The following is a 26,282-nucleotide window of genomic DNA, read 5'->3' as shown; positions in this document are numbered from 1 at the left end:
GCCGGCGATGACCGAGTGGGAGCGGCGGAGCGTGGTGCGGGTGGTTCCGCCCGCCCGGCCGCGAAAGCTGGCGAAGGTCCCGTTCGTGGAGCTGGCGGAGGGGCGGCTGCAGGGCGTGGTGTCCAGCGGATCGGACATCGCCCGGGTCTATGTGTCCTCGATCGCGGCGGGCACCCACACGTACAGCTGCGGTACGAACAACAACCGGCCCTGCGGCGGGCTGTACGGCGCCCCGTGCAAGCACCTGCGGGCGCTCGTCAGCGAGGCGGTGCTGCAGTACGGCCTCGACCGCGTCGCCCGCTACCTGCGGGTCGACGTCGGTGAGGGCGAGGACCTGATCAGTCGCCTGGACGGAGGGCCGGAGCGCGCGCCGGCCGCGGGGGTGTTCAGCCGCTTCCTTCGCCACCTGGCCTATCTGGAGCTTCCGGACACGACGGAGCCGATCGCCGAGTTGCAGTGGTTCCCGGCCACGAGGGAGGTGGGCTGATGCTCGGGGTGCAGCTCGCGGCCCTCCTCGACGGCGCGGTGCCGGGAGTGGCGGAGACCCTCGACCTGGTGGCCGGATTCGACGACGCCCTGGTGTACGGCCTGGGCCGGATGGACGAGGAGCAGACGGGACGGCTCGCCGCCATGGCGGGCGCGCTGCGCGACACGCCGCTCGGCCCCGCGGTGGGCGAGGCGGTCGAGAAGATCAGGGCGGGTTCGGTCGGGGACGAGCAGTTGGCCACGCTCGCCGGCGCCCGTACCGCACTGCTCGGCGCGGTGCACGACGCACAGCTCGGCCGGTTCGACGCGGCACTCGGCCGGGCCAGGGCCGCGTGGGAGGAGACACCGGCCGCACCGGTGGACGGCCCGCTCGGCGCGAGCCGGTCGTGGCTGCAGGAGCTGGCGATCACGGGCTGGCGGGGCGTCGACCACGACCTCGTCTCCTCATCCGACCAGGCCATCTCGGCCCTGCTGGCCGAGCCGCGCCTGCGCGGGGCGGCGGTGCTGCTCGACGGGCTGGCCGCGGAGCTGCGGGCCTCGTGCCCGGTGACGACGATGGACCGCGTGCCCGCCCGGCGCTGGGCCGACCTGTGGGCCCGCGCCCTGCTCCTCTCTCAGCCGGGGACGGGCGGCCCCGCGCACGTCGGCGTGGTCTCGGGGAGGCTGCTGCCGCTCGGCGTCGACGTCCATGAGCACGGTACGGCCGTGCAGGTGCAGGTCCATGGGGTGCTCGAGGCCGCCGACGGTTCCTCCGCCCGTCTCGTACGGGCGAGCGTGACGGCGGCGAAGGTCGACACGATCGTCGGACCGACGCTGTGGCGGCTGCTGGACAGACATCCCGTACTGCTCAAGGCACTGGCCGAGCACCGGAGCGTGGACCTGGCGGAGCTACCCGTCACCGCGGGCGGGGACCTGATCTGGCGGGACGACCAGGCGACCCTGGGGGAACCGGCGGATCCGTTCGCGACGGCCCGGCTCCGGCTCACCGACGCGCTCGCTCCGGCGGTCCCTCCCCTGGAGCGCCATCCGGTGCGGATCGCCGAGCCCGTCCTGCTCGAGGGGTACACGATCGACGGCGACGCCCTGGCCCTGGACGAGCACAGCCTCACGGTCGACCTGGAGCGGTTGCCGAGCTGCGGGCCGCTGACCCCGGAGCTGGTGGCGGCGTCATCGGCCTGCATCGGCCTGGTCCGGTGGGAGGCCGGCCGGTGGACGCTGCAGCCGCTGGCCGTGCGGGCGACGGTCAAGCGCAAGGCCGTGGCGGCGCACGGCGGCGACTGGGCGCTCGGCCCCACGGATCCGAAGGTCGTGAAGGCCGAGGCCAGGGCCGGTGACGCGGTGGCCGTGCTGCGCGAGCGGGCGGGGAGGTTGTTGCGGCGATGAGCGACCAAACGCCCGGTGCGGTGGCGAGCGGTCAGACGTCCGGTGCGGCGATGGGTGAGCCGACCACGGCGGTGGGCGAGGCGGCCGGGGCGAGAGACGCGGCCTCGTCGGCGGACGAGAACCGGCGGCAGGTGCTCTACTGGCGGCTGCTGGCGCGGATGTTCGACCACGAGGAGCAGCCCGCGCTGGAGGCGGCGAGCGTGGCGATCGTCGAGGACATCGGGCTGCCGCCCGCGCTGCTCGATCCGTCGGTGTCGGTGGACAACCTCGTCCAGCGCTTCCCCGATCTCCAGGCGGAGCTGGACGGGCTGCTGACCGCCGGCGACGACGACCAGCGGGTGCGCCGCGCCGCGCTCGTCTCGAAGCTGCTGCTCAACGTGCTGTCGACCGGGTCCGGCGGCGTGACGGCCAGCCGGCTCGCCGACTGGCAGCGGGACGCCGGGTGGCTGAAGCGGGCGCTCGGCGCGGAGGGCGCCTGCGAGCTGGCCGGGGTGCTGTCGGGGCTGGAGGGCGACCTCGTGAGCCGGATGCGGCTGCGTGAGGTGCTGGCCGATCCGGCGCTGGCCCGGCAGCTCACGCCGAGCATGTCGCTGATCGAGCAGCTCCTGCGCGACAAGTCGAACCTGTCGGGCGTGGCGCTGGCCAACGCGAAGGCGCTGATCCGCCGCTACGTCGACGAGGTCGCCGAGGTGCTGCGCACCCAGGTCCAGCAGACCAGCGTCGGGGCGGTCGACCGGTCGGTGCCGCCGAAGCGGGTGTTCCGCAATCTCGACCTCGACCGCACGATCTGGAAGAACCTCACCAACTGGGACCCGGAGGAAGAACGGCTGTACGTCGACCGGCTGTTCTACCGGCAGACCGCCAAGCGCACGACGCCCGCCCGCCTGATCGTGGTGGTCGACCAGTCCGGGTCGATGGTCGACTCGATGGTGAACTGCACGATCCTGGCGTCGATCTTCGCCGGCCTGCCGAAGGTCGACGTCCACCTGATCGCGTACGACACCCGGGCCCTCGACCTGACGCCGTGGGTGCACGACCCGTTCGAGGTGCTGCTGCGGACGAAGCTCGGCGGCGGCAACGACGGGCCGGTCGCGATGGCCATGGCCCGCCCGAAGATCACCGATCCGCGCAACACGGTGCTGGTGTGGATCTCCGACTTCTACGAGTTCGACCGCTCGCAGCCGCTGTTCGACGGAATTCAGGCGGTGCACCGGTCCGGGGTGAAGTTCATCCCGGTCGGGTCGGTGAACAGCTCGGGGCACCAGAGCGTGAACCCCTGGTTCCGACAGCGTTTCAAGGATCTCGGCACGCCCGTGATCTCAGGCCACATCCGCAAGCTCGTCTTCGAGCTGAAGAACTTCCTGGACTAAGAGGAGAACGATGACCGACGAGATGCTGCGCGCCCCGGCCGAGGTCAAGTACGCCGAGGAGCTCGACTGGCTGGAGTCCGTCGACGACGGGCCCAAGCCGTTCTCGTGGCGGCTCAGCCCGCGGATGGTCCGGCTGTTCATCCTGGGCTCCGAGCGGTCCGACGGGCTGGACCGGGAGATCTCGCAGAAGTGGTTCGGCGACCGGAGCTTCGTCGAGCGGAGCATCGTGACGCTCGCCTCCGACCGCGGTCTGCTGCTGATCGGCGATCCCGGCACCGGCAAGAGCTGGCTCGCCGAGCTGCTGTCGGCGGCCATCTGCCGTAACTCGACGATGGTCGTGCAGGGGACGGCGGGCACCACCGAGGACCACATCAAGTACTCGTGGAACGTCTCCATGGTGATCGCCAAGGGGCAGTCCCGCCAGTCGATGATCCCTTCGCCGATCATGACGGCGATGGAGCAGGGGATGATCGGCCGGTTCGAGGAGCTGACCCGGTCGACGAGCGACGTGCAGGACGCCCTGATCTCGATCCTGTCCGAGAAGTACGTCTCGATCCCCGAGCTCGACGACGACAACATCGTCTTCGCCAAGCCCGGTTTCTCGATCATCGCCACCGCCAACAGCCGTGACCGGGGCGTGAACGACCTGTCGTCCGCGCTCAAGCGGCGGTTCAACTTCGTCCGCATCCCGGTGGTGACGAGCAAGCGCAGCGAGGCGGAGATCGTCCGGTTCCGTACCGCCGAGCTGATGCGCCGGCACCGGATCGACCTGGAGGTGCCGCCCACGCTGCTGGACATCCTGCTGCAGAGCTTCGCCGACCTGCGCGCCGCGGCGGCCTCGGCCACCAGCGACGACGAGAAGCTGGAGTCGGCGCTGTCCACGGCCGAGCAGATCGGCGTGCTGGAGGACGCCATCCTGCACAGCCAGTTCTTCGGCGACCGCACGCTCCGCGCGGAGACGCTCGCGGGTTCGCTGGTGGGTTCGCTCGCCCGGCGCAGCCCGGAGGACCTTGCGATCCTGAACAAGTTCTGGCACGGCGTGATCGAGCCGCGCAGCAAGGAGGACGACGGCGGGTCATGGCAGGCATTCCTGGAGGGCGGCCGGCAGGCCCTGGGCACCCTCTCTTGACGTCCTCCCCCGCTTAGGGCGGGGGATTCCAACCAGCTTTACCTCAAGGAGGGAACAGGTTGAGGTTCGCCGTTCATAGCCCCGCCCAACGGCTGGAGGGCTCCCCGCCCGGGAGGTCGGTCGGGGTCGGTTGGTCGGGGCAGGCACGTCACCGTCCGCCCGACGGCGATATCTCTGATGTTCTTGGCCGCGTTCACATCCGCATGATCGGCATGCCCGCAGGCGCGACAACGAAAGACCGCTTGGCTCTCACGGCTCTCCGCAGCGCAGTGCCCACAGGCATGACAGATCTGGGACGTGTACGCGGGATCGACCTTCTCCACCCGGCCCGGCGCCTTCTGCTCCAGACGGGTCACCAGGAGACCCCAGCCGGCAGCGTGAATGGAACGGTTGAGTCCGGCCTTGGCCCGTACGTTCGTGCCCGGCGCGTCGAGGGTGCCGCGAGCGGACCGCACGATGTTCTTGATCTTCAGGTCTTCGACCCGGATGAGGTCGTAGCGGCGGGACAGGGCGGTGGAGGTCTGCTCCACCCAGTCCTTACGCCGGTCGGTCTCACGTGCCTTGATCCGGCCGATCGCCGTCTTGACCCGCGCCCGCCGATTCGACCCCGGCTTCGCGCGCGCCAACCTGCGCTGCAGACGTCGCAGGCGGTTGGCCTCGGTCTTGTGCAGACCGGGCACCGTCTGCGACCCCGCCGCCAGCCAATCGAACGATTCTCTGGCCTCGGTCAGCTGGCGGGACTGCTCGGCATAACCCGGCGCGCTCGCCCGGCCCGGCCGCCAGTGCTGGTGCTGCTCGACCGCGAGATTCCACACATATCGGGCGTGCGAACAGTGGTCCAGCAGCGCCTGCTCTTGAGCGGGCGTGGGCGCGAGCCGGAACCGCATGCCCGCACCCTAACCACCACCACTGACATTCCGAGGAGGGAGCGGCGTTTGGATCCCGGTTTGACGTTCGGGGTTTTCACGCCGCGATGCCGATGAGCGGATCGACGCTTTCGGCCGCCGGCGTGGCGGCGGGTCCGTTCGGAGCGCTGCGTGGGCAACTGCTCGACGCGGCGGCCGCGTTCACCCGGCACAGCGGTACGGATCCGGTGCCCGGCATCCTGGCCGGCATGGTCGACGACGTCGACCGGGCGCTACGGGAGGAGTTGGAGATCTTCCCGGTCTGCCACCACTCGCCCGCCTCGGCGCTGGCCATGGCGCGGCGGCTGCGCGAGAAGCGGCCCGCCGTCATCTACCTCGAACTCTGCGAGGACCTGCGACCGCTGCTCGACGAGCTGCGCAACTGCCGGCTGCCCGTCGCGCTGCAGGCGTTCGCCACCGAGCTGGACGACTTCCCGGCGGCGTGGGCGCCGCTCAGCGTGGTGGCGCCCGTCACCGAGGCGTCGGCCGAGTACCAGGCCATCGCGTACGCGCTCGACACGCCCGGCGTCGAGCTGGTGCTGGTCGACCGGTCCACGGACCACGTCTTCCAGTGGGAGCCCCGTACACCGCCGGAACCCGCGCCCGGACCCGCACCCGCGGCGGACGGCGGCGAGGACGCGGCCCTGCACGGTGACGCGGTCGGCATCGAGATCGGTGACCTGCGTCCCCGCTTCGCCGAGCTCGAGGCGCACCTGCTGCACCACGGCAAGGTCAGGCACTGGTCCGAGTGGTGGGACCAGTACGTCGAACAACCCCTCGTCGGCGCCGACTACGACACGTATCGCCAGGTCATGGTGATGATCGGCAGCCTCTTCCGGCGGCTGCGCCCCGACCGCGACGCCCGGAACGACCGGGACGAGGACCGCGAGCGCTACATGTGGACCCGCATGCGCGAGCACCTCGCCGCCTCCGGGGCCGACCCCGAGCGGTGCCTGTACGTCTGCGGCGCGTTCCACGCGGCCAGCCGCGTCGAGCAGTTCGGCCTGCGCGCCGACGCGCCGTTCGAGATCACCCCACGTACGGCGACCCGCTGGCAGTACGGCCTGATCCCCTCGAGCCACTCCGCCATCGAGGCGCAGTTCGGCCTGGCGCCCGGGTCGGTGTCGATCGCCGCGGCCACCTGGGCGAAGGCGGTGAAGGGCAGCGGCGTCACGCCGTACCGGCTGAAGGGCCAGAAGGGGGACAAGCCGAAGGCCGTACGCGCCGGGCGGGCGGCCGATCCGGGCGGGGAGGTCGCGGACCGGCTGTCCGGGTTCCTGTCCCGGCCGCCCGCGCCGAGCGGCATCGACGAGGACGAGCTGCTGGGCTGGTGCGTCGACATCGTCCGGCTGGCCCGCCGCAACGGCTACCTCGCGAGCACGGCCGACGCGATCGCCGTGTACGAGACGTCGATCCTGCTGGCGGGCCTGCGCGGCCGGGGGCGTCCCACCCCGTACGACTTCCAGGACGCCGCGGTCACCTGCATCGAGAAGGACACCGTGCCGGGTCGCCGCGACGTGCGCCGGCTGTGCGAGATCCTGCTCGGCGGCGACCGCGTCGGGCAGGTCGGCTACGAGTCGCTCCCGCCGCTGGCGCGGGACGTGCTCGACCGGCTGGAGCCGCTGGGGCTCGACCTCACCAAGCGCACGATCCAGCGCGCGCTGCTCGACCTCGACGCGAACCCGGAGCTGCGGCCCTGCTCCGACCTGCTGTGGGTGCTGCGCCGCCTGCTGCCGACGGAGGCCGCCCGCCCCATCATGGGCTCGCGGCGGCTGGGCGAGCGCCCCATCCAGGAGAGCTGGGACCTGGCGATCGGCCGGCATCAGCGGTCGATCGTCGAGCTCGGGTACGAGGGCGTCACGATCGAGCAGGTCCTCGAACAGCGGTTGCGCCGGACGGTGGCGGATCCCAAGGCGACCGCGGCGGTGGCGCTGGAGGCCGTGGAGGACGCCATCCTCTACCTCGGCGGCGGGCGGGTCGCCGACGACCTCGGGAGCCGCGCCGTCGAGCTCCTCGCCGCCGAGCGGACCGTGGACGACGCTCCCGACGTGCTGCGCCGGATCCGCAGGCTGCTCGCGTACTACCGCACCACCACGTCCGCCCTGCCGGAATGGTGCGGACGCTTCGTCACCGCCGGGTACGCGCACTACTGCACCCTGCTGCCGACCGCGTTCCTGGACGAGGACACCGGCGTCCGGCAGGTGGCGGCCATGCTGGGCTTCCTGTTCGGCATGGAGGGTCTCGCGCTGTCGCTCGGCTGCGACCACTCCCAGCTCGAGCTCGCCGTGCGGCAGTCGCACCCGGAGACGCCGGCCAAGGTCGCGCTGCTGTGGGCGGCCCGGTCGCAGCTCGGACTGCTGCCGGTGGCCGAGCTGCGCGCGCGGTACGACGAACTGCTGGCCAACCCGCTCGTCGTCCCGTCGATCCCGCTCTACCTCAGCGGGTTCGTCCAGGCGCTCGAGCCGGTCCCGTCCCTGGCTCCCGTCGTGGTGGAGGTGATGTCCAAGGCGTTCGCCCGGCTGCCGGATCCCGTCCTCCTCCCCTGGCTCCCCAAGCTGATCACCACACTGCGGGACCAGGCGGCCGAGCTGGTGCCGGTCCTCGTACGGGAGGCGGGCCGGGTGTTCCCGGCCGCCCTGCCCGCCGTCGACGCCTGGGTCCCGCCCTGGTCGGCGCGCCGGCCGGCGACGCCGGCACCGGCGTCGGTTCCTGCGTCGGCCCGAGTGGTCGCGGACCTCCTGGCGGCCCACCCTGCGGCGTGCGACGCGGTGGCCGGGCTGCTCGGGCACGACGCCGGATGGCGGCCGGCCGCCGACGGCGGAGCCGAGCACGAGCAGGTCACCGACCTTCTGGCCGCCCACGGCGACACGGCTCACGCCGTGGCGGCGCTGCTGGGGAGGGCGTGATCGCGTAGCGGGCCGACCGACAGGCCCCGCTCCCGTACCTCGTCCAGGAGCGAAGGCAGCGCGCCGAGCGTGTTCCTCCACGACTCGGGAGCCGACGTGCAGTCGGAGTCGTGGAGGAGCACGGTCGCTCCCCCTTTCAGGTCGCGCGTGACCGTCGCGAGGACGGACGCGGGGGTGGCCGCACGCGTCCAGTCGCGGCCCCAGTTCGTCCAGAGGACCGGCGTGAGGCCGAGCCGGCGCGCCGCCCGCAACGCCGACGCGCTCAGCACCCCGTACGGCGGCCGGTACCAGCGCGGCACCGTGCCCGTGACGTCGACAATCGTCTCCATCGCCCGCGCCAGGTCGTCGTACGTCGCGGCGGGGCCGCGCAGCAGCATGCAGCGGTGCGCCCAGCCGTGCACCGCGATCTCATGCCCGGCGTCGACCAGCTCCCTTCCCACGTCCGGCGCCTCGGTCAGCATCCGGCCGAGGAGGAAGAAGGTCGCCGTCACCTCGTACTCGCGCAGCGCGGCCAGGAATGCCGGCGTCGAGCGCGGGTCCGGTCCGTCGTCGAACGTCAGCGCCACATGACCGGGATCTCCGACCCCGGCCAGACCGGGGAACAGGCGGCGGCGCAGCGGGCCGATCGAGGTGATCGCCGGTGCCGCGTGCGCGGCGGCCAGGACTCCCGCCGCGGCGGCGGCGGCCCGCGAGCCTCGCCCGCCGGGACGGAGACGGGCGGCGCTCATCGGGACGCCTCCGCCACGGCGAGCTCCGGTGTGCCCGCCGGGTTCCGGTCCGCGGTCACCGTCGCGGTCCGCTCGGCCGCGAGGGCGGCGACGATCGCCGCCGGGTCCGCCGCGACGGCGGGATCCACCGTCCGGGGCCCGGTCAGTGCCGTGAACAGCGTCTCCGGGAGCCGGTCCGCGTCGCGCGCCCACGGTGCCCAGCCGGCCTTCTCCAGTACGGCGGCGTTCGCCCTGCCGTGGCCGGGGAGGCAGCGGTAGCTGAGCAGGGGCAGCCCGGACGCCAGCGCCTCGAGGGAGCTGAGGCCGCCGGCGTTCTGCACCACGACGTCGCAGGCGCGCATCAACGCGGGCATGTCGTCCACCCAGCCCAGGGTGATTCCCGCGCCGGATCGGGCGAGCTTCTCGCGCAGCGCCGTGTTGCGCCCGCAGACCACGACCGGGGTCACCAGCCCGGTCGCGGCGACGTCGGAAACGGTGGCCGCGACGTCGCCGCTGCCCCAGGACCCCGCGGTGATCAGGGCCAGCCGCTCGTCGCCCGGCAGGCTGAAGCGCAGCCGCGCCAGCTCCCGTTCGAGGACCGACGACGGCGGCCGGAACCCGGGGCGCACGGCCGGCGCGCACACTCGTACGTCGGCGGCGCCGAGCCGGTGGGCCTCGGCCGCCGTCGCCGGGTGCAGCGCGAGATGCACGTCCACTCCCTCGGCCACCCAGAGCGGATGCACGGACAGGTCGGTGAGGTACGTGACGACGGGGGCCCGCAGGACGCCGCGCCGCCGCAACCGGCCCAGCGCCTGGCTCGCGAGCGGGTAGGTCGAGACGATGGCCGCGGACTCCGGCGCGGCCGTACGGGCGATGCGCCGCGCGGCGAGCCCGCTCAGGGCCCGCACCGCCGCCGCGAGGTTCCGCCGCCGGTCCAGCGCGGTGAACAGCCGTTCCCAGCTCTCCGGCGCGGCCCGCAACTGCACGGCGTACGACTGCCGCAGCAGCCGTCCGAGCGAGGCGGGGAGCAGGTCCAGGAAGTCATGGCAGTCGACCGAGAACCCGGCCGCGCGGAGCCGCCGGGCCAGCTCGTTCGCCGCGCCGTCGTGGCCCGCGCCGACGCTCGCCGACACGATCGTGACATGGCGGCTGCCGCCAGGTCGGATGAGGGAGGTGTTCACTGCTCGATGCCTGCCTATGTCGTGGTCATCCGGCCTCGTCGGCCGGGTTTCGGGAAGGGGACGTCGGGGCCGCCGGACGGGGGCCGGCGGGGAGGGCGGTCAGGGTCGGCGGCCGCCCCGGATGCGGAGGCGTCCGCACGAGTCACCGCGATGGCTGACCCGGACGGTCGTGAACCGGCCGTGCGCGACGGCCAGCCAGCAGAACCCGCCGACCATGAACACGTCGGCCGGGTACCGGCGCGTCCAGCCCGCGAACAGCACCTCGGGGAGGGCCGTGGCGGCCGGAAGCCGGCCCCAGGCGATGGCGCACGGGCCGCCCGGGGAGACCGCGCGCCGAGCGCCCCGCAGGGTCTCCGGCGCCACCGGCGTCTCGACGACGACGTCGACGAGCGTCTCCGCGTCGTACACCTCCAGCGCGGCCCGGCCCGCCGAGCTCCGACCGAGCCGGACCGCCCACGGGGTGCCGGTCAGCCGGCCCGCGGCGGGCGTCGCGCTGGTGGCCATGGGGGATGCTCCTTCCGCGCCCGGCTTGTCGGGCACGGCACCAGCGTCGTGGGCGGAGGCACTCCAGAGCAGTAGCGCGGTCATCCGATTCGGGGTGGCACCAGGTACACCTTCGGACCTCGTGCCTGCTCCAGGGAGGCCGTTGACCTGCGAGGACGGGGCCACGACGGGTCGGAGACGCGCGTCGTTAGACTCTCGGCGTGATCATCCCGACGGACGAAGAGATCCGCGCGTTGCACGAGCGGCACGCCCCGACGGAGGCGGCCTTCGCGCTCGTTTACACGCACTGCGAGATCGTGTGCGGGATCGCCGAACAGCTCCTCGCCGATGGTCCCCCGGACGTCGACGCGGACCTCGTACGCGCCGGCGCCCTCCTGCACGACATCGGCGTCTACCGCCTGTACGACGCCGCGGGCCGGATCGACGAGGCGGGTTACATCCGGCACGGGATCCTCGGCCACGAACTGCTGAGCGACGAAGGGCTGCCCGAGGCCCTGTGCCGCTTCTGCTCATGCCACACCGGGATGGGCATCACCCGCGAGGACGTCCGGCGGCAGGAACTTCCTCTGCCGGTCGCCGACTATGTGGCGGAGTCGCGCGAGGAGGAGTTCGTCATGTACGCCGACAAGTTCCACAGCAAGACGGACCCGCCGACCTTCGTCACCCCCGGCTCCTACGCCGCCCGCCTCCGGAGGTTCGGCGCGGACAAGGTCGCGAAGTTCACGTCGATGTGCGAGACCTTCGGCGTCCCCGACCTCAGGCCGCTCGCCGCCGAGTACGGGCATCCGGCGGGGTAGGCGGAATCGCCGCCCACAACGTCGATCGCTTCGGGGACACCGGCAGGGTCGACCTGTCCTACCTTGCGGGACTGTCCGCCGACGCGGCTCCCGCCCTCGATCGTCTCCCCGAGCCGCAACGCTCGTGCGTCCTGCGCCATCTCGCGGAATCGCTCCGCTCGGGGGACTCATGGACCCGCTACAACCTGTCCAGGGACCGGGCGCGGGACCTCCTCGGCAGGCGCCCGGCCTTCCGGTCGTCCGCCTGCTGAGGATCGCCGTCACTCCGCCGTCACTCCGCCGGCCTGCGGACGAGGAGACGGCCGTGCAGGAACCGCTCGTTGTCGCCCGGCTCCCGGCGCATCCGGGCGAGCTCCACCAGTCCGGCCTCGCGCGCCAGGCCCGCGAGGTGGTCGATGGACAGCCGGTAGGCCGTGGTCACCTTGTGGTCGAAGGGCTCGGCCGGGTTCGGCGAGTCACCGTCGGTCGTGAAGAAGCCGAGCAGCAGGTGACCGCCCGGGGTCAGCACGCGGGCGAGCTCCGCGAACACGGTGGGCAGCTCCGCCGGAGGCAGGTGGATGAAGGAGTACCAGGCGAGCACCCCGTCCACCGAGCCGTCGGCCAGGTCCAGGGCGGTCATCGAGCCCTGTTCGAACCGCAGGTCGGGGTACTCCTTCCGCGCCAGCTCGATCATCGTCGGCGACAGATCGATCCCGAAGGCGGGGACGCCGAGGGACCGCAGGTGCGCGGTCAGCTGCCCGGGGCCGCAGCCGATGTCCGCGACCTGCCCGGCGCCGGCCCGCACGAACTCGGCGAAGGCGCCGATCATCGCGCGGTCCAGTGGGGCCTCGTCGTGGGCATTGCGAAACAGCTCGGCGTAGAGGACGGCGACGTCGTCGTACGCCGTCCGGATGCTGTCCAGGGAGGATTCGATCACGGTCGACGACCCTAGAGCCCTCGGCGGGCGCCCGGACGGCCTGCGGAGCGGTGCTCAGGCTTCCGCGATGACGACGAGGTAGCCGTCGAGGTCGCGCAGCCAGATCTCGCGGTGGCCGGCGTTCGGGTTGACGTGCACGTCCGTGACGACGTGCGCGCCCACGGCCCGGACGCGTTCCACGGCGGCGTCGAAGGCGGCCGTCGCGAACCAGAGCGCGACGCCGTTGCCGACCGGTCGATCGGGGTCCGCGAGGGTGCCGTGATGGTGCCCGACCTCGAGCCGGTGGAGCTGCATGATCAGGTGGCCGTCCACCAGCAACTGCTCGTACTCGGAGCCGCCGTGACCGCTGGTGGCGCCGAGCACCTGCCGGTACCACCGGCCGGCGCGCTCGACGTCCACCACACAGATCATCGGCTGGGGACGCATCCCGGGCATCGTCTGCTTCGTCATGCTCCGACCATGCCCGTACGGCCGCGGTCCGAGCTTGGACGAATGGGAGCCCGGTGTCGGAGTGGACCTCGGTGCGCGGTGCTACTCGGGGCGACCCCGGCCGAGGGCTTCGGCGATCTCGTCACGGAACTCGGCGCCCGCGAGGTTGTCGCCGTAGTCGCGCGAGTGGACGATCAGACCGTCCCTGACCCGGATCACCATGATGTACGAGAAGACGAACGGCCGGCCCGAGCGGGTCATGGCGCCGTGCAGGTCGTACTCGGCGACGACCACCTCCGGGTCCTCGGTCTCCCGGAGCACCACCGAGTCGACCTTGGTGAAGCGGCGCGCCGGGGCGACCGCCTTGAACCGGGCCCGGTGGCCCTCGCGGCCTTCGAAGCGCTTCGGGACTCCCGGCGGCGCGAACGGCAGCTCGATGACGGAATCCGGCGCGTACAGGTCGGCGAGGTCGTCCCAGGCGTTGTCGGCGGAGGCACGGAGGAAGCGCTCGACGACCTCTCGGGGCGTGGCGGTGGTCGATGTCGGCACGGCAGACTCCAGAAGTCGGGGACCGATAGAATCGGAGTGGTTGCTCCGGTTAGCCAGACGTTACGGAACGATCGCTCCGTTTGTCAACGACGCGGACCGCATCGGTCGGAAGAGGTGAGGCATGCCCGGAGACGCCGAACGTGCGGCCGGCGAGCGGCGGGCGGACGCCCGGCGCAACCGCGCTCGTGTGCTGTCGGTCGCCGAGGAGGTCTTCGCGGCCGACGGGCTCGCGGTGCCCCTGAGTGAGATAGCCCGGCGGGCCGGAGTCGGCCCCGGCACGGTCTACCGGCACTTCGCGAGCAAGGAGGCGTTGTTCGAAGCGGTGGTGATCGACCGGATCGCCCGGCTCGTCGACGACACCTGCGCCCTGGCCTCCGATGACGATCCCGGAGCGGCGTTCTTCGCGGCGTTCGCCATGGTCGTCCGCCAGGTGGCGGTCAACAAGGCGCTCTGCGACGCGCTCACGGCGGAGTCGGGGCGGGCGATGGCGGTCGGGCCCGAGCTCGGAGAGCGGTTCCGCGCCGCGCTCGCGGTGCTGCTCGAGCGGGCCCAGCGGACCGGCGCCGTACGCGCCGACGTGACCGTGGACGACGTCCAGCGCCTCGTGCACGGCTGCGTGCGAATGGAGCAGGCGGGGCCGACGGGGCGGCCCACCGCGATCGTCTGCGACGGGCTCCGGCCCATGGCCTCCGAGCGGCCTGCCGGGCTTCCGGACGTAACGGAACTCCCGGCCGCGGCGCGTAACGAAACACGGCCGAAGGCACCCGCCGGGGGGGCACGGCCCGGCGCGACGGCGCCCCGGTGCGCGGAGTGCGGCGGACCCATCGCGGCCGCGCGCACCGGACGGCCTCCGCGGTTCTGCGGGGCGGCCTGCCGGCAGAAGGCACACCGCCGCCGCGCGCGCGAACATCAGTGACGCGTCCGGAGGCGTCCCGCGATGCGTTCGGCGGCGCATTCCGGGCTGGTCGCCGGAAAACGATCTCCGGGGTCCGGGCACCATTCGTAGAATTCGCCGCAGGGGCTCACGGAGATCCACACTTTGGGATCGGCCGGACCGCCGCTGACCGACAGCGCCGGTCGGGCGTCACTCATCACCGACGGCAGCCCGAGCCTGGCCAGTTCACGGCACAACGCCACCAGAAGCCGCATTTTCTCGCTGTGATCGGCGCACACCGCCGCTGCCCTCCAACGCCCCCGGAACAGGTCCCTCACCCTCTGGCGATAGCATCCTTCGTCTCGCTGTTTCGTCTCGATGCCATCAAAGGCGCTTTTTCGACGACAATGTCTTGCCTCTGTCTCCATTTTGTATCGTCATGCGGATAAGGGATGGATAGCCTGGACGTGCACTGACCGTGGCGGAGGGGCGGAATCATGGTGCGGCGACCGATCCTGCTCAATGTCCTCGTCCAGCAGCGGCAATTAGTGCGGTATGGCATGTTTCGTGCCGCTTATGAGAACGCGGCGAAGAAAGTCGATCGCGAACTCATCGGCACCGCTCCGAGCCGCGCCCAACTGCACCGCTGGATCTCGGGCGGTCTCAAACGCCTGCCGCACACCGACCACTGCCGGGTCCTGCAGAGGATGTTCCCCGGCTGGACGGCCGACCAGCTGTTCGCGCCGTGCCCGGACGACCTCCTGTCCGCCGAGCCGAGACCTCCGGAGACGGCGGCCCGGACGCCCCCGGTGACGCGGCGGGAGGCCGCGCCCGCCCACCGCCTGGTGGAGGTCGACGCGCGGAGCGGGCCCGGCCTGCCGCTGGCCGATGTGGCCGCCGTCTTCACCACCCGGGCGGAGTTCACGTACGCCATGCCGCCGCAGGCGATGTTCGACGACGCCAAGGAGATCAGGGCGGCCGGGCTCTCGCTCAACCTCCTGTGCCAGCAGTATCCCGATCAGCGACTGCGGCTCCTGCTGGAGAACGGCGCCCGGCTGGAGTGCCTGTTCCTCGACCCGGAGGGCGACGCCATCAAGGCGCGCGAGCGGGAGGAGGGCTACACCGACCACTTCCTGACCACGCTGACGAGGCTCAACATCGAGGTGCTGTCCCGCGTTCGCGACCGGCTGCCGGCCGAGGCGCGGGACCGGCTCTCGCTCGCCGTCTATGACGAGACGATCCGGTTCGGCATCGTCCTGATCGACGGTACGACCTGTGTGATGCAGCCGTACCTGCCGCAGGCCCGCGGTGTCGACTCGCCGACCTTCCTGCTCCACCGTGACCCCGATACGGCGGGGCTGTATAACACTTTTGAGCAGATATACCGCGAATTGTCGGAACGGAGCCGCCCGGTATGACGACGTCCGTCGGAGCGCTGCTCCCCGTCGCTCTGGACGCCGCCACGATCGCCGCCGATCTGATCCGCTCCCGGGCCCCCGGCCTGCTCACCGCCAAGGGCGACCGGGACATGGCCACCGACCTGGACTACGCCGTCGAGCGCGCCGTACGGGCGCACCTGCGCGACCGCACGCCCGGCGTGCCGATCCTCGGCGAGGAGGAAGGGGTCACCGGCGACGGCGGCGGGGATCTGCTGTGGGCGCTCGACCCGATCGACGGCACGGTCAACTTCGTCCACGGCGTCCCCTTGTGCGGCGTCTCCCTGGGGCTCCTCCGGAGCGGGCGCGCGGTCCTCGGAGTGATCGACCTGCCGTTCCTCGACGCCCGCTACTCGGCCGCCGAGCACGCCGGCGCCCACCTCGGCGAGCGGCGCATCAGGGCGAGCTCGACCGGCCGGCTGCGGGACGCCATCGTCGCCGTCGGCGACTACGCCGTCGGGGCGGACGCGGAGGAGAAGAACCGGCTGCGTCTCGCGCTGACCGCCGCGCTGGCCGCCGAGGTCCAGCGCGTGCGAATGCTGGGCTCCTCGGCCATCGACCTGGCCTGGGTCGCCGAAGGCAGGCTGGACATCAGCCTGAGCATGTCCAACAAGCCATGGGACACCGCGGCCGGCGTCGCCATCGCCCGCGAGGCCGGCGCCGTGGTGGTCGACCAGGACGGCAGCGAGCACACGGCCGACTCGGCGGCCACCATCGCGGCGGCCCCGGGCGTCGCCGAGCAGATCGGCGCGCTGGTCGGGCGCACCGTGGACGGCCTGGCCCTCGCCTGACCGGCGCGGTCAGCGGTCCGACGGCCCCGCGACGGTGAGGACCGCGTCGAGCAGGCCGGGGAACCGCGCCTCGAGGTCCGCGCGCCGCAACGTCATCCAGCGGTTCCGTCCCTCGACCCGTGTCGACGTCAGACCCGCGTCGCGGAGCGTGCGCCAGTGGTTGGACAGCGTGGACTTCGGCACGCACAGGTCCGGCGCACCGCATCCGACCTCGTCGCCGGTGGCGAGCCGGCGGATGAGCTCCAGGCGCACAGGGTCGCCGAGCGCGTGGAGGACCGTGGCGAGATCCAGGGCGCCGACGGCGGGTTCCGGGGGCGTACGCGCCATCATCGCCACCTCCTGGCCTCCGCGGCTCACCGATCGAACCCGTGCATGATATCTATGTTCCATAGTTCGGGTTAATCGAACAATCGGAGGGCTGGATGAGCATCGGGATCACACTTCCAGCGGGCGACGAGGTCACGACCGCCGCGAACGCCGTGGACAGGATGGTCGACGACGCGAGACAGGCGGCCGCCGCCGGCCTGGACGAGATCTGGTTCTCCCAGCGCCTCGACCACGACGCCATCGCCGTCGCCGGGATCGTCGGCCGTGAGGTGCCCGGCATCCGGGTGGGCACGGCGGTCGTGCCGATCTACCCGCGTCACCCGATCGTGCTGGCCGGGCAGGCTCAGACCGCGCAGGCCGCGACCGGCGGCCGCTTCACCCTCGGTCTCGGGCTGTCCGCCCCGCAGCGCGTCGCGAACGTCTTCGGAGTGCCGTACGACCGGCCGATCCGCCATCTGCGCGACCACCTCACCGCCCTGAGGTCGTTGTTCGCCGAGGGCACGGCCGACGTGGCAGGCCCGACGCTCACCGCCCGCACCGGCGAGGGGCGGCCGGCGCGCGTCCCCGGCGCCGAGCCCCCGGTGCCCGTGGTGGTGGCCGCGATGGGGTCGCAGGCGCTCCGCGCGACCGGCGAACTCGCCGACGGCGCCCTGCCCTACCTCGCCGGTCCCAAGACGATCGCCGGCCACATCGTGCCGACCATCACCGAGGCGGCCGAGGCCGCGGGACGGCCGGCTCCTCGCGTCATCGCCGCCTTCCCCGGGGTGGTGACCGCCGACCCGGCGACCACGCGGGCCGCCGCGGAGCGCTCGCTGGCCTTCTACGGGACGATCCCTTCGTACCGCACCGTGCTCGACCGCGAGGGCGTCGACCATCCCGTCGAGTTGGCCGCGATCGGCGACGAGGACACGCTCGCCGGGCACGTCGCGGCGTACTTCGCCGCAGGCGCCACCGACGTCCTGATCACGAACACCGGTCTCGGCACCCCGGAGGACCGGCTCCGCACCTGGGAACTGCTCGGCCGGCTCACCCGCGAGCGCCGCTGACACTCGTGTCAGGAGGCCGGCAGGCCGACGTCGCCGGCCGTCAGGGGATCAGGCCGAGCTCCCCGGCGTGCACGCCGGCCTGGAACCGCGACTCCGACTCCAGCAGCCGCATCAGCTCGGCGACCCGCCGCCGGTAGGTCCGCAGGGAGAGCCCCAGCCGCCGGGCGGCGGCCTCGTCGGTGAGTCCCTCCCCGAGCGCCCGGAGCACCCTCCGGCCCTCAGCGTCGACCTGCGGCGGGTCGCGGCGGAGGTACGCGGCCAGCTCCGTGGCACCCTCCCACGTGGCCTCGAACAGCGCGTACACCCCGTTGATCAGGGTCGGCGACGTGGTGACGGTGAACTCGCGGTCGCCGGCCACCGGGGCGCCCGCGAGGATCATGACCCGCCGGTCGATGATGATCGTCTCGTGCTGCAGCAGCCCGGTGCCGCAGATGCGGACCCGTGCGCCCATCGACGCGAGCGTCAACAGGTGGTTCCGCTGCTCCTCATCCGTCAGCGCGGCGGGGGTGTAGAGCTTGCGGACCACCGGGCCGTCCGCCCGGTGCCGCATCCGGTCGGCGATGGCCTCCCGTGTGTCGGGACGCGACCAGGTGTTCAGGTCCGTGGCCGCGCAGACGAACTCCGAAGTCGTTCCCGCGAACAGGTGCCCGGCACGCGCGGCGAGCTCCTGCTCGCCGCGGATGGTGATGACCTGGTGATCGCCGCTCACCCCACCAAGTCTGTCCAGTCGGCGGCACGGGAGCAATGGCAGCTTGCTGCCAGCCGCTCGCTCCCACGGCGGCTCCGGGCCAGAGTCGGAGGCATGACGACGAACGTGACGGCCGCCGACGGCGGCGACTTCCTCCTCGGTGGCGACCTGCGCGTCAACCGGCTCGGCTTCGGCGCGATGCGGCTCCCCGTCGGCACCTTCGACGGGCCCACGCGTTCCCCGGAGAACGGGATCGCGGTGCTGCGCCGTGCCGTGGAACTCGGGGTGAACCACATCGACACGGCCGGCTTCTACGGACGCGACGACGTTCACGCCCACGAACTGATCCGCGAGGCGCTGTCCCCGTACGCTTTGGACCTGGTGATCGCCACGAAGGTCGGGCCGCTGCGGGGGCCGGACGGCATCCCGACCGGGCAGGCGACGCCCGACCGACTGCGCGGGCTGGTCGAGGAGGACCTCCGGCGTCTCGGGCTCGATCGCCTGGATCTGGTGTACCTGCGGGTCGGCGGCTTGGCGCTTCCCGGAGGCGAGTCGATCGCCGAGCGATTCGCGGTCCTGGCGGGGCTGCGCGAGGAGGGGCTGATCCGCCACCTCGGCGTCAGCAACGTCGACGCGGGGCAACTCGCCGAGGCGCGCGCGATCGCCCCGGTCGCCGCGGTGCAGAACCACTTCCACGTCCAGTACGGCGACGACTCCGGGCTGCTCGCCCAGTGCGCGCAACTCGGCATCGCGTTCGTGCCGTTCTTCCCGCTCGGCGGCGGGAACCGGCCGCTCGACCGAGACCGTTTGGCGAAGGTCGGAGCGCGCCACCAGGCCACGCCCGAGCAGGTCGCCCTGGCCTGGCTGCTGGCGTCCTCTCCGGTCATGCTCGCCATCCCGGGCACCGGCTCCCTGGACCACCTGGAGGACAACGTCGCCGCCGCCGGCGTCCACCTCACCGAGGACGACCTCACCGACCTGACCACCTGACCGGCGCATCGACGGCGACATCGTCGAACGGGGCGGCCCAGGCGGCGCGATTCGTGAGTCTGTCCGTTCGTGTTCCTGGGGTGATCGTTCAGGTGAGTACCGGATGCTCGGAGAAGGGCCGCCCAAGGCGCTGATATGTCGGGCTTTGCGCCTTCTCGGGTCGCGATCACCGAGCATTCGGTACGCCGGCACGGCGCGCGGGGGCGCCTGGGCGTGACGCCGACCTGCCCAGGCGCCGAGCACTCCGTCAAACATGGTTTCCCTACTTGGATACTCTGGTATGGACACGATGGGCCGGCCGTCGGGCGGGTCCCCGCGCGCCGCCGAGGGGCGCCGTGCGGATCATCGCCGTGCCGGCGCGGCCCCCGTGCCCGGCGCCGCCAGAGGAGGGTCAATGCCGTTTCCGCTGCCGTCGTACGAGCGGTCCCGCGTCGTCGTTCCGCCGCCCGGGGACACTCCCGGGCACTGGGCGGGCGCGCCCAGCGCCTGCGTGGCGGACGGCGAGATCTATCTGGCGTACCGCCTGCGCCGTCCGATCGGGGAGGGCCGGGGCTACGCCGTCGTGGTCGCCCACGCGGTCGGCGGTGAGCGGCCGGAGACACTGGCCGTCATCGACAGCGACCGGATGTCGGCGGAGTCGCTCGAGCGCCCCGCGCTGGTCGTGACCCCTGAGGGCACCTGGCGGCTGTACCTCAGCTGCGCCACACCGGGGACCAAGCACTGGCGCGTCGAGGTGATCGAGGCGGCCGACCCGCGCTCCTTCGACCCGTCGACGGCCGAGGTGGTGCTCCCCGGCAGCGACGCGATCGGAGTGAAGGACCCGGTGATCCTCCGTCAGGGCGACAAGTGGCACCTGTGGGCGTCCTGCCACCCGCTCGCCGACCCGGACGAGACCGACCGGATGGTGACCGACTACGCGACCAGCGCCGACGGCCTGGACTGGACGTGGCACGGCACGGTGCTGACGGGACGCCCCGGGCGGTGGGACGCGCGCGGCGTACGGATCTCGTCCGTGGTGACGGACGGCGGCCGGACCGTCGCCTGCTACGACGGCCGGGCCAGCGCCGCGGAGAACTACGAGGAGCGCACCGGCATCGCCACCGGCGACGGGTTCGGCATGTTCGAACAGCAGGACACCGGCCCGGCCGCCGTCTCGCCGTACGCCGGCGGCGGCCTGCGCTACCTGACGGCTCTTCCCCTCGGACACGGCCGATGGCGGCTCTACTACGAGGCGACCCGCGCGGACGGCGCCCATGAGCTGCGCACGGAGTTCATCGCGGCTTGAGCCAGTCGCCGTAGTCCTCGCCGGTGATCTCTTCCAGCAGCCGGATGTCCTCGGTGAAGTAGGGGATCAGCCGTTGCCGGTCCTCCCAGGTCAGCGGCTGCCGGGGGCGCCGCTCGCGGTGCAGCGCCGCCAGCAGCGGACCGCGGGCCAGCCGGCGTACCGGCAGGGGCAGGTCCCGGCCGATCCGGGCGCCCGCGCGCAGCGCCTGCCGCAGGGCACGGGTGGCCGGGGAGTCGGTGATGTGGTTGGTGACGTTCTCGCGGGGGATCGAGTCGATCACGCCGGTGCGCACGCCGAGGAACGCGCAGATCCGGTCGAGGGCCGCGGCGGGCTCCTCGTGGATCCGCCGGTACCTCATCACCAGCACCTGGTCGCGCGGGAACAGCTTGTAGAGGTGCTGGAGCTGCTCGCCATAGCGGCTCAGGTCGACGTACCGCCAGAACGCCGCCCAGCCCGCCGCGATCCGTTCGGGTTCGGCCGCGCACGCGTCGACGACGTTCCCGATCGGCTCGAGGCCCGCCGACCACAGGTGCGTCCAGTTGGAGTGCGCCCGTTCCACCGGGTCGCGGAGGACGGCGACCAGCCTCGCGTCGGGGATCAGCGCGCGGATGCGGAGTTGGGCGTCCCGATCGTGGAGGTAGAACGGCGTGCTCTCCCCGCGCCGCGTCCCCTCCGGGGCGGCCGCGAACAGCGCCTCATAGTCCGCTCGCCGCCAGATGTGCTCCCGGTAGGTCTGGGCGTCGCCGGGACCGCCGCGGGTGGGCGGCGGCCCGTCGGTGAGGAAGAACTTCGGCTCCTTGACCGGAGACATGAACAGCTCGGGGTGGCGGGCGAGCGCGGTGTGCAGGGCCGTGGTGCCCGCCTTCGGGGCACCGATCAGCAGAAAGTCCGGAAGGGCCATTCATCCTCCCCGGCCGGGTGTCCAGCGATGCAGCAATCATTCCATACCTACCTAAAAAGGAGGGAAATATCCGTCTTCCGGATTCTTCTGGTTCGGGATGGATGACGGGACGAACGATCGCCGCCGATACCCGCCGGCCGAGGCGTCAGCCGTAACTGTCGATGCCGAGCTTGACGGCGACGGCCACGCCGCAGACGGCGACGATGACGCGCAGCGCCTCACCCGGGAGCCGGCGGACGAGCGCGGGGCCGACCCAGCCGCCCACGAGGAAGCCCGCCGCCAGCGGCAGGACGGCGTCCCACCGTACGGGACCGAACAGCGCGAACCCGACCGCGGCGACGCCGTTGGCCAGGCCCGCGATGACGTTCTTCACCGCGTTGACCCGGACCAGCGGCAGGTCGATCATCGCGGACAGCACGGCCAGCGTGAGGATGCCGCCGGCGGCGCCGAAGTACCCGGTGTAGACGGCGACCGTGAACAGCGCCAGGCGGAGCAGCCGGCCGTGCGCACCAGTGGAGCGTTCCGCGAGCCGCCCGGCCTTCGGCTGCAACAGCAGGATGAGGGACGCGCCCGCGATGAGCCACGGCGCGATCAGCTCGAACGTGCCCGACGGCGTCACCATGAGGAGCACCGCGCCGGTGGCTCCGCCGAGCGCCGTCAGCAGGCCCAGCCGCAGGACCAGGGCGCGCTGCCCGGTGAGCTCTCGCTGGGATCCGGCCGTCGCGCCCACCGCCGTGAAGACGAGCGCGACCGTGTTGGTCACGTTCGCGCTGAGAGCGGGCAGCCCGAGCGCCAGCAGGGCCGGGTAGGAAACGATCGACGCGAGGCTCACCACGGTGCTGACCACCCCGGCCAGCACACCGACCCCGAAGAGGATGGGCAGGTGGGCCGTGAACATCCCATACCAGTAGCACACCGGGGATCACCGGATGAGCCGGGCGTCCCGCCACGGCGTCGACCACGTCGGCCGATCGCCGGAGCCGGGTACCCGCGCCGAGCGCTCGGGTCAGCTCCCGACCTTCTCGGAGACGATGTCCGGAGCGAGCGTGGCGACGACGGCCCTTGAGCCGGGGCATCGGGACCCCCGCGAAAAAGCCGCTCAACCTCGGATCCGCCAGCACCCGTACGTAGAAGTCGTCGACCACGGCGACCAGCGCGTCCTCGCCGCCGATCCGTTCGTAGATGCTCTGCTCCGCGGTGCTCATCGTGCCGCCTTCCTGGCTCGTCCGTCGGGGAACAAGGCCGGCGTCGAATCCGCCCATTACGACCGGCGCCGCAGGCGGTAACCATGGGGTGACGCTCGGCGCACCGGCGGGCGGCACGGCGGTGAGATCGGTCGGTGCCGTCGCGCGACGCCGTCGGTCGGCGGCCGGCGATACCGATGCCGGCGTCTCCCGCCGATGCGGGCGTCTCTCGATGGAGACAATGGCTTCGTGCGCATCGCCATCCTCGGGCCGTTGGACGTACGGGACGGCAACGGCCGACCCGTCGAGATCGGCGGCGCCCGGCTGCGCGCGCTGCTCATCCGGCTGGCGATCGAGGCGGGGCGTACGGTCTCGGCCCAGCGGCTGATCGAGGACATCTGGGAGGACGCGGCGCCCGATCGGGCGGTCAACGCGCTGCAGGCCCTGGTGTCCCGGCTGCGGGGCGTCGGCGGACGGGACCTCGTCGCGTCGGCGCCCGGCGGTTACCGGTTGGCCGTCGCCCCCGCCGACATCGACGCCGTCGCGTTCGAGGAACTCCTGAGGAAGGCCGACGCCGAGGACGACCCGGCGCGTCGAGCGGACCTGCTCCGGGAGGCGCTCGGCCTGTGGCGCGGTCCGGCGCTCGCGGACGTCGCGGACAGCGCCTTCGCCGTCGGCCCGGTCGCGCGGCTCGAGGCCCTGCGGCTGTCCGCCGTCGAGAACCGCGTCGACGCCGAACTCGCCCTCGGCGACGGTGCGCGCCTGCTCCCCGAACTGCAGGAACTGACCGCGCGCCACCCTCTGCGGGAGCGGCTGCGCGGGCAGCTCATGCGGGCACTGTGCGCGGCGGGTCGCCGGGCGGACGCGCTGGCCGTCTACGAGCAGACGCGGCGGGAACTGGCCGACGCGCTCGGGGTCGACCCGTCGCCGCAGCTCGCCGCCGTCCATCTGGCCGTCCTCCGCGGCGAGCCGGAGGCGGCGGCAGCCGGGGGCGCCCCGCCGGCCGGGGGGCCACCGGACGTACGTCGGGCGCGGGGCACGGCGGCGGGCCCGGCGAAGGGGCCGCACAACCTGCCGGCCCTGCTCACCAGCTTCATCGGCCGGGACCACGAGCTGGGCCGCGTCGCCGGCCTGCTCACCCGCTCGCGGCTCGTCACGCTGACCGGGCCGGGAGGCGCGGGCAAGACCCGGTTGGCGATCGAGGCCGCGGCCCGGGCGGTCGCCGACACGCCGGACGGCGTGTGGTTCGTCCCGCTAGCGCCCGTACGGGACGTGGCCGAGGTGCCGCAGGCCGTCGTCGTCGCCATGGGGCTAGTGGAGACGGTCCGGCTGATCGAGGCCAAGGAGATCGTGTGGCCGCTGGACCGGCTCGTCGACGCGCTCGCGGACCGGCGGATCCTGCTCGTCCTGGACAACTGCGAGCACCTGGTCGACGCGGTCGCGCGGCTGGCGGACCGGGTGCTGGCCGCAGCGCCGGGCGCGCGGATCCTCGTCACCAGCCGGGAGCCGCTCGGCATCACCGGCGAGGCGCTGTGCCCGGTCCCGTCCCTGCCGCTGCCGCCCGAGGACACGGACGTCGAGACGGCGATGGCGCATGACGCGGTCCGGCTCTTCGCCGACCGCGCCGCGGCCGTGCGGCCCGGCTTCACGGTCGACGGCGAGACCGTCGGTCCCGTCGTCCGGATCTGCCGCGCGCTCGACGGCATCCCGCTCGCCATCGAGCTGGCCGCAGCGAGGCTCCGGGCGCTGACCCCTTCGCAGGTCGCGGACCGGCTCGGCGACCGCTTCCGGTTGCTGACCGTCGGCAGCCGGACCGCGCTGCCCCAGCACCGGACGCTCCGCGCGATCGTCGACTGGAGCTGGGAACTGCTGGACGACGCCGAGCGCCGCGTGCTGCGCCGGCTGTCGGTGTTCACCGGGGGCGCGACGCCGGAGGCGGCCGAGCGGGTCCTCGGGGAGGACGTCATCGACGTGGTCGCCGCCCTCGTCGACAAGTCGCTCGTGGTGGCGGAGGGCGACAGCGAGGTCCGCTACCGGCTGCTGGAGACCGTTCGGGCCTACGCCGCCGAACGCCTCGCCAAGGCCGGTGAGGAGAAGGGGTGCAAGGACGCGCACGCCGCGTACTTCCTCGCCCTGGCCGAACGCGCCGAACCGGAGCTGCGCCGCCGCGACCAGCTGTACTGGGCCGCGCGCCTGAGCGCGGAACGCGACAACCTCAACGCGGCACTGCGCCATTCGATCGACACCCGGGACGGGGCGACGGCGGTCCGTCTCGTCGGGGCCCTCACCTGGTTCTGGGTCCTGCGGGACATGGAGGCGGAGGCCGGTGACTGGGCCACCGAGGTCGTGGACACGGTCGCGCCCGACGCGCCCGACGCGCCGGGTGGGGTCGAGGACGCCTACGCGATCTGCGCCTTCACCGCCGCGCTGATGAAGGAGATGTCGGGCGGCGAAGGGCCGTCGCTGGAAACGCTGAGCGGCGCGATGGCGCGCGCGGTGGCCCGGCTGCCCGAGCGTCCGACCCACCCGGTGCTGGCGCTGGGCCGTCCCATCGCCGCCGTCTTCGGCGGCGACCTCGAGGCCTGCCGGCGTGAGCTGGACGGCATCGCCGACCATCCGGATCCGTGGACGCGGGCCGCGGTGCGCGTCTTCCACGCGTATCTGGCGATGAACCGGGGGGAGATCGAGCGGTGCCGCGCCGAGGCGGAGCAGGCGTACGCGACCTTCCACGACCTCGGGGAACGCTGGGGCATGGTCGCCTGCCTGGGCATCCTCGCGGAGTCGTCCCTGGTCCGCGGCGCTCCCGAGGAGGCCATCCGGGCGGTCGGCGAGGCCTACGGATACGCGACGGAGGGCGTGACCCCCGAGCAGGGCGGCATGCTGCTCATCCACCTCGGCCGGGCGTACGGTCAGGCGGGAGACGCCGAACGGGCCCGTACGGAGCTGCGGCGAGCGATACGGGCCGGTGAGCGCATCGGCGAGTACGGCCTCATCGCCTACGGCCACGTCTGGCTCAGTGAGGTGGCGCGCCGGTCCGGTGATCTACGCGAGGCCCGGATGCTGCTGGAGCGCGCGCTCGAGACCGTCGAGCCGCGGAAGGCGCGGGTCGATCTGGCGGTCACCGTGGCGACGGTGTACGGCAAGCTCGGTTGTCTCGCCGAACAGGAGGGCGACCTGCGCTCCTCGGCCGACTGGCACGCCAAGGGCATCGCCATCCTCGCGGATCTCGGGCGGCTGCCGATCGACCAGGCGGTGGGGGCGTTCGCCGAGGGGCCGGCGGCGCTGGCGGCGGCGCGCGGCGAGCACGTCCGGGCGGCCGAGATCCTGGGCGGCGCGCACGCCCTGCAGGGCTTCGTCCCGCCGTGGAGCCTGGAGACCGACCGGGTCCGGGCCGCCGCGCTCGCCGCGCTGGGCGCCGACGCCTTCGACGCGGCCTACGCCCGGGGTCGACGTCTCAGTCGTCCGGAAGTGCTATCGCTTGATCAAATTACATGATTA

At 72.7% G+C, this 26,282-nt stretch carries 25 protein-coding genes and 1 pseudogene; 13 read left to right on the top strand and 13 right to left on the bottom strand.

Annotated features, from left to right (window positions below; all coding sequences use genetic code 11):
• The first annotated feature begins 7 nt into the window (after positions 1-7).
• The 4 genes from AB0K82_RS12090 to AB0K82_RS12075 are packed head-to-tail and all read left to right on the top strand — an operon-like array spanning position 8 to position 4,368.
• On the top strand, positions 8-487 hold the full coding sequence (locus AB0K82_RS12090; RefSeq protein ID WP_364395675.1) for a hypothetical protein: 480 nt from the start codon (positions 8-10) through the stop codon (positions 485-487).
• Positions 487-1,869, top strand: coding sequence for a hypothetical protein (locus AB0K82_RS12085; protein WP_364395674.1), 1,383 nt, complete (start codon positions 487-489; stop codon positions 1,867-1,869). Before AB0K82_RS12090 ends, AB0K82_RS12085 begins: the two co-directional genes overlap by 1 nt.
• Positions 1,866-3,239 (top strand): VWA domain-containing protein, encoded by a 1,374-nt coding sequence (locus AB0K82_RS12080; RefSeq protein WP_364395673.1) that lies wholly within the window; start codon positions 1,866-1,868, stop codon positions 3,237-3,239. The genes AB0K82_RS12085 and AB0K82_RS12080 overlap by 4 nt, the downstream gene beginning before the upstream one ends.
• A 10-nt stretch (positions 3,240-3,249) precedes the next feature.
• Positions 3,250-4,368, top strand: coding sequence for an AAA family ATPase (locus AB0K82_RS12075; RefSeq protein WP_364395672.1), 1,119 nt, complete (start codon positions 3,250-3,252; stop codon positions 4,366-4,368).
• A 38-nt stretch (positions 4,369-4,406) separates the two neighbouring features.
• Here the strand turns inward: AB0K82_RS12075 and AB0K82_RS12070 are convergent, their stop codons facing one another.
• Positions 4,407-5,255: an RNA-guided endonuclease TnpB family protein gene (locus AB0K82_RS12070; RefSeq protein WP_364395670.1), complete on the bottom strand. Its 849-nt coding sequence runs from the start codon at positions 5,253-5,255 to the stop codon at positions 4,407-4,409.
• 92 nt (positions 5,256-5,347) lie between these two features.
• On the opposite strand from AB0K82_RS12070, the gene AB0K82_RS12065 reads away from it, so the two are divergent.
• Positions 5,348-8,179: a hypothetical protein gene (locus AB0K82_RS12065; protein WP_364395668.1), complete on the top strand. Its 2,832-nt coding sequence runs from the start codon at positions 5,348-5,350 to the stop codon at positions 8,177-8,179.
• Here AB0K82_RS12065 and AB0K82_RS12060 read toward each other — a convergent pair.
• From AB0K82_RS12060 to AB0K82_RS12050, 3 genes are all read right to left on the bottom strand, one after another.
• Positions 8,146-8,907, bottom strand: a complete 762-nt coding sequence (locus tag AB0K82_RS12060) for a polysaccharide deacetylase family protein (RefSeq protein ID WP_364395666.1) — start codon at positions 8,905-8,907, stop codon at positions 8,146-8,148. The genes AB0K82_RS12065 and AB0K82_RS12060 overlap by 34 nt on opposite strands.
• Positions 8,904-10,067, bottom strand: coding sequence for a glycosyltransferase (locus AB0K82_RS12055; RefSeq protein WP_364395665.1), 1,164 nt, complete (start codon positions 10,065-10,067; stop codon positions 8,904-8,906). The genes AB0K82_RS12060 and AB0K82_RS12055 overlap by 4 nt, the downstream gene beginning before the upstream one ends.
• Positions 10,068-10,166: 99 nt before the next feature.
• Positions 10,167-10,571, bottom strand: coding sequence for a hypothetical protein (locus tag AB0K82_RS12050; RefSeq protein ID WP_364395663.1), 405 nt, complete (start codon positions 10,569-10,571; stop codon positions 10,167-10,169).
• A gap of 200 nt (positions 10,572-10,771) precedes the next feature.
• Here AB0K82_RS12050 and AB0K82_RS12045 point away from each other — a divergent pair, with 200 nt between their 5' ends.
• A complete protein-coding gene (locus AB0K82_RS12045) occupies positions 10,772-11,368 on the top strand; it encodes an HD domain-containing protein (RefSeq protein WP_364395661.1) in 597 nt (198 codons plus the stop codon).
• Between the two features lie 271 nt (positions 11,369-11,639).
• On the opposite strand, the gene AB0K82_RS12040 is transcribed toward AB0K82_RS12045, so the two are convergent.
• From AB0K82_RS12040 to AB0K82_RS12030, 3 genes are all read right to left on the bottom strand, one after another.
• Positions 11,640-12,284: a class I SAM-dependent methyltransferase gene (locus AB0K82_RS12040; protein ID WP_364395659.1), complete on the bottom strand. Its 645-nt coding sequence runs from the start codon at positions 12,282-12,284 to the stop codon at positions 11,640-11,642.
• Positions 12,285-12,338: 54 nt separating this feature from the next.
• Positions 12,339-12,734, bottom strand: coding sequence for a VOC family protein (locus tag AB0K82_RS12035; protein ID WP_364395657.1), 396 nt, complete (start codon positions 12,732-12,734; stop codon positions 12,339-12,341).
• Between the two features lie 81 nt (positions 12,735-12,815).
• Positions 12,816-13,262 carry a nuclear transport factor 2 family protein gene (locus AB0K82_RS12030; protein ID WP_364395655.1) on the bottom strand — a complete coding sequence of 149 codons (447 nt, stop codon included), beginning with the start codon at positions 13,260-13,262 and terminating at the stop codon, positions 12,816-12,818.
• 121 nt (positions 13,263-13,383) lie between these two features.
• Between AB0K82_RS12030 and AB0K82_RS12025 the strand changes: the two genes are divergently transcribed.
• Positions 13,384-14,178, top strand: a complete 795-nt coding sequence (locus tag AB0K82_RS12025) for a helix-turn-helix domain-containing protein (RefSeq protein WP_364395653.1) — start codon at positions 13,384-13,386, stop codon at positions 14,176-14,178.
• Here AB0K82_RS12025 and AB0K82_RS12020 read toward each other — a convergent pair.
• On the bottom strand, positions 14,172-14,411 hold the full coding sequence (locus tag AB0K82_RS12020) for a hypothetical protein (RefSeq protein WP_364395651.1): 240 nt from the start codon (positions 14,409-14,411) through the stop codon (positions 14,172-14,174). The genes AB0K82_RS12025 and AB0K82_RS12020 overlap by 7 nt on opposite strands.
• Before the next feature lie 222 nt (positions 14,412-14,633).
• On the opposite strand from AB0K82_RS12020, the gene AB0K82_RS12015 reads away from it, so the two are divergent.
• Positions 14,634-15,554 (top strand): DUF5919 domain-containing protein, encoded by a 921-nt coding sequence (locus tag AB0K82_RS12015; RefSeq protein ID WP_364395649.1) that lies wholly within the window; start codon positions 14,634-14,636, stop codon positions 15,552-15,554.
• Complete coding sequence (locus tag AB0K82_RS12010) at positions 15,551-16,363, top strand: inositol monophosphatase family protein (RefSeq protein ID WP_364395647.1); 813 nt, start codon at positions 15,551-15,553, stop codon at positions 16,361-16,363. Before AB0K82_RS12015 ends, AB0K82_RS12010 begins: the two co-directional genes overlap by 4 nt.
• A 9-nt stretch (positions 16,364-16,372) precedes the next feature.
• Here AB0K82_RS12010 and AB0K82_RS12005 read toward each other — a convergent pair whose 3' ends face one another.
• Complete coding sequence (locus AB0K82_RS12005) at positions 16,373-16,690, bottom strand: helix-turn-helix transcriptional regulator (protein ID WP_364395645.1); 318 nt, start codon at positions 16,688-16,690, stop codon at positions 16,373-16,375.
• A gap of 95 nt (positions 16,691-16,785) precedes the next feature.
• Here AB0K82_RS12005 and AB0K82_RS12000 point away from each other — a divergent pair, with 95 nt between their 5' ends.
• The gene (locus AB0K82_RS12000; protein WP_364395643.1) at positions 16,786-17,736 is read left to right on the top strand and encodes a TIGR03564 family F420-dependent LLM class oxidoreductase; all 951 of its coding nucleotides are present in this window, start codon (positions 16,786-16,788) and stop codon (positions 17,734-17,736) included.
• 40 nt (positions 17,737-17,776) lie between these two features.
• Here the strand turns inward: AB0K82_RS12000 and AB0K82_RS11995 are convergent, their stop codons facing one another.
• Positions 17,777-18,445, bottom strand: coding sequence for a DNA-binding response regulator (locus AB0K82_RS11995; protein ID WP_364395641.1), 669 nt, complete (start codon positions 18,443-18,445; stop codon positions 17,777-17,779).
• 93 nt (positions 18,446-18,538) lie between these two features.
• On the opposite strand from AB0K82_RS11995, the gene AB0K82_RS11990 reads away from it, so the two are divergent.
• Both AB0K82_RS11990 and AB0K82_RS11985 read left to right on the top strand, forming a co-directional pair.
• Positions 18,539-19,414: an aldo/keto reductase gene (locus AB0K82_RS11990; protein ID WP_364395639.1), complete on the top strand. Its 876-nt coding sequence runs from the start codon at positions 18,539-18,541 to the stop codon at positions 19,412-19,414.
• Between the two features lie 394 nt (positions 19,415-19,808).
• Positions 19,809-20,699, top strand: a complete 891-nt coding sequence (locus AB0K82_RS11985) for a hypothetical protein (protein WP_364395637.1) — start codon at positions 19,809-19,811, stop codon at positions 20,697-20,699.
• Here AB0K82_RS11985 and AB0K82_RS11980 read toward each other — a convergent pair.
• From AB0K82_RS11980 to AB0K82_RS11970, 3 genes and pseudogenes are all read right to left on the bottom strand, one after another.
• Entirely contained in the window at positions 20,686-21,600 is a 915-nt protein-coding gene (locus tag AB0K82_RS11980; protein WP_364395635.1) for a sulfotransferase, read from the bottom strand. The two genes, AB0K82_RS11985 and AB0K82_RS11980, sit on opposite strands and share 14 nt — an antisense overlap.
• A gap of 145 nt (positions 21,601-21,745) precedes the next feature.
• A complete protein-coding gene (locus AB0K82_RS11975; RefSeq protein WP_364395633.1) occupies positions 21,746-22,498 on the bottom strand; it encodes a sulfite exporter TauE/SafE family protein in 753 nt (250 codons plus the stop codon).
• Positions 22,499-22,673: 175 nt separating this feature from the next.
• Positions 22,674-22,805 (bottom strand): annotated as a pseudogene (locus tag AB0K82_RS11970) (group 1 truncated hemoglobin); the annotation flags it as partial.
• A gap of 228 nt (positions 22,806-23,033) precedes the next feature.
• Here AB0K82_RS11970 and AB0K82_RS11965 point away from each other — a divergent pair.
• Positions 23,034-26,279, top strand: a complete 3,246-nt coding sequence (locus AB0K82_RS11965; RefSeq protein WP_364395631.1) for a BTAD domain-containing putative transcriptional regulator — start codon at positions 23,034-23,036, stop codon at positions 26,277-26,279.
• Positions 26,280-26,282 lie beyond the last annotated feature (3 nt).

Source organism: Actinoallomurus sp. NPDC052274 (assembly GCF_040679475.1).
Lineage (GTDB): Bacteria > Actinomycetota > Actinomycetes > Streptosporangiales > Streptosporangiaceae > Actinoallomurus > Actinoallomurus liliacearum.
The sequence above is the reverse complement of the archived record's forward strand: the minus strand, read 5'-3'. Positions and strand labels throughout refer to the sequence as shown.

Excerpts from the sequence above, each read along its gene's own strand:
- AB0K82_RS12090 (WP_364395675.1), top strand. The coding sequence starts at position 8 with ATGACCGAGTGGGAGCGGCGGAGCGTGGTGCGGGTGGTTCCGCCCGCC.
- AB0K82_RS12085 (WP_364395674.1), top strand. The coding sequence starts at position 487 with ATGCTCGGGGTGCAGCTCGCGGCCCTCCTCGACGGCGCGGTGCCGGGA.
- AB0K82_RS12080 (WP_364395673.1), top strand. The coding sequence starts at position 1,866 with ATGAGCGACCAAACGCCCGGTGCGGTGGCGAGCGGTCAGACGTCCGGT.
- AB0K82_RS12075 (WP_364395672.1), top strand. The coding sequence starts at position 3,250 with ATGACCGACGAGATGCTGCGCGCCCCGGCCGAGGTCAAGTACGCCGAG.
- AB0K82_RS12070 (WP_364395670.1), bottom strand. The coding sequence starts at position 5,255 with ATGCGGTTCCGGCTCGCGCCCACGCCCGCTCAAGAGCAGGCGCTGCTG.
- AB0K82_RS12065 (WP_364395668.1), top strand. The coding sequence starts at position 5,348 with ATGAGCGGATCGACGCTTTCGGCCGCCGGCGTGGCGGCGGGTCCGTTC.
- AB0K82_RS12060 (WP_364395666.1), bottom strand. The coding sequence starts at position 8,907 with ATGAGCGCCGCCCGTCTCCGTCCCGGCGGGCGAGGCTCGCGGGCCGCC.
- AB0K82_RS12050 (WP_364395663.1), bottom strand. The coding sequence starts at position 10,571 with ATGGCCACCAGCGCGACGCCCGCCGCGGGCCGGCTGACCGGCACCCCG.
- AB0K82_RS12035 (WP_364395657.1), bottom strand. The coding sequence starts at position 12,734 with ATGACGAAGCAGACGATGCCCGGGATGCGTCCCCAGCCGATGATCTGT.
- AB0K82_RS12025 (WP_364395653.1), top strand. The coding sequence starts at position 13,384 with ATGCCCGGAGACGCCGAACGTGCGGCCGGCGAGCGGCGGGCGGACGCC.
- AB0K82_RS12020 (WP_364395651.1), bottom strand. The coding sequence starts at position 14,411 with ATGCGGCTTCTGGTGGCGTTGTGCCGTGAACTGGCCAGGCTCGGGCTG.
- AB0K82_RS12015 (WP_364395649.1), top strand. The coding sequence starts at position 14,634 with ATGGTGCGGCGACCGATCCTGCTCAATGTCCTCGTCCAGCAGCGGCAA.
- AB0K82_RS12010 (WP_364395647.1), top strand. The coding sequence starts at position 15,551 with ATGACGACGTCCGTCGGAGCGCTGCTCCCCGTCGCTCTGGACGCCGCC.
- AB0K82_RS12005 (WP_364395645.1), bottom strand. The coding sequence starts at position 16,690 with ATGGCGCGTACGCCCCCGGAACCCGCCGTCGGCGCCCTGGATCTCGCC.
- AB0K82_RS12000 (WP_364395643.1), top strand. The coding sequence starts at position 16,786 with ATGAGCATCGGGATCACACTTCCAGCGGGCGACGAGGTCACGACCGCC.
- AB0K82_RS11990 (WP_364395639.1), top strand. The coding sequence starts at position 18,539 with ATGACGACGAACGTGACGGCCGCCGACGGCGGCGACTTCCTCCTCGGT.
- AB0K82_RS11985 (WP_364395637.1), top strand. The coding sequence starts at position 19,809 with ATGCCGTTTCCGCTGCCGTCGTACGAGCGGTCCCGCGTCGTCGTTCCG.
- AB0K82_RS11980 (WP_364395635.1), bottom strand. The coding sequence starts at position 21,600 with ATGGCCCTTCCGGACTTTCTGCTGATCGGTGCCCCGAAGGCGGGCACC.
- AB0K82_RS11975 (WP_364395633.1), bottom strand. The coding sequence starts at position 22,498 with ATGTTCACGGCCCACCTGCCCATCCTCTTCGGGGTCGGTGTGCTGGCC.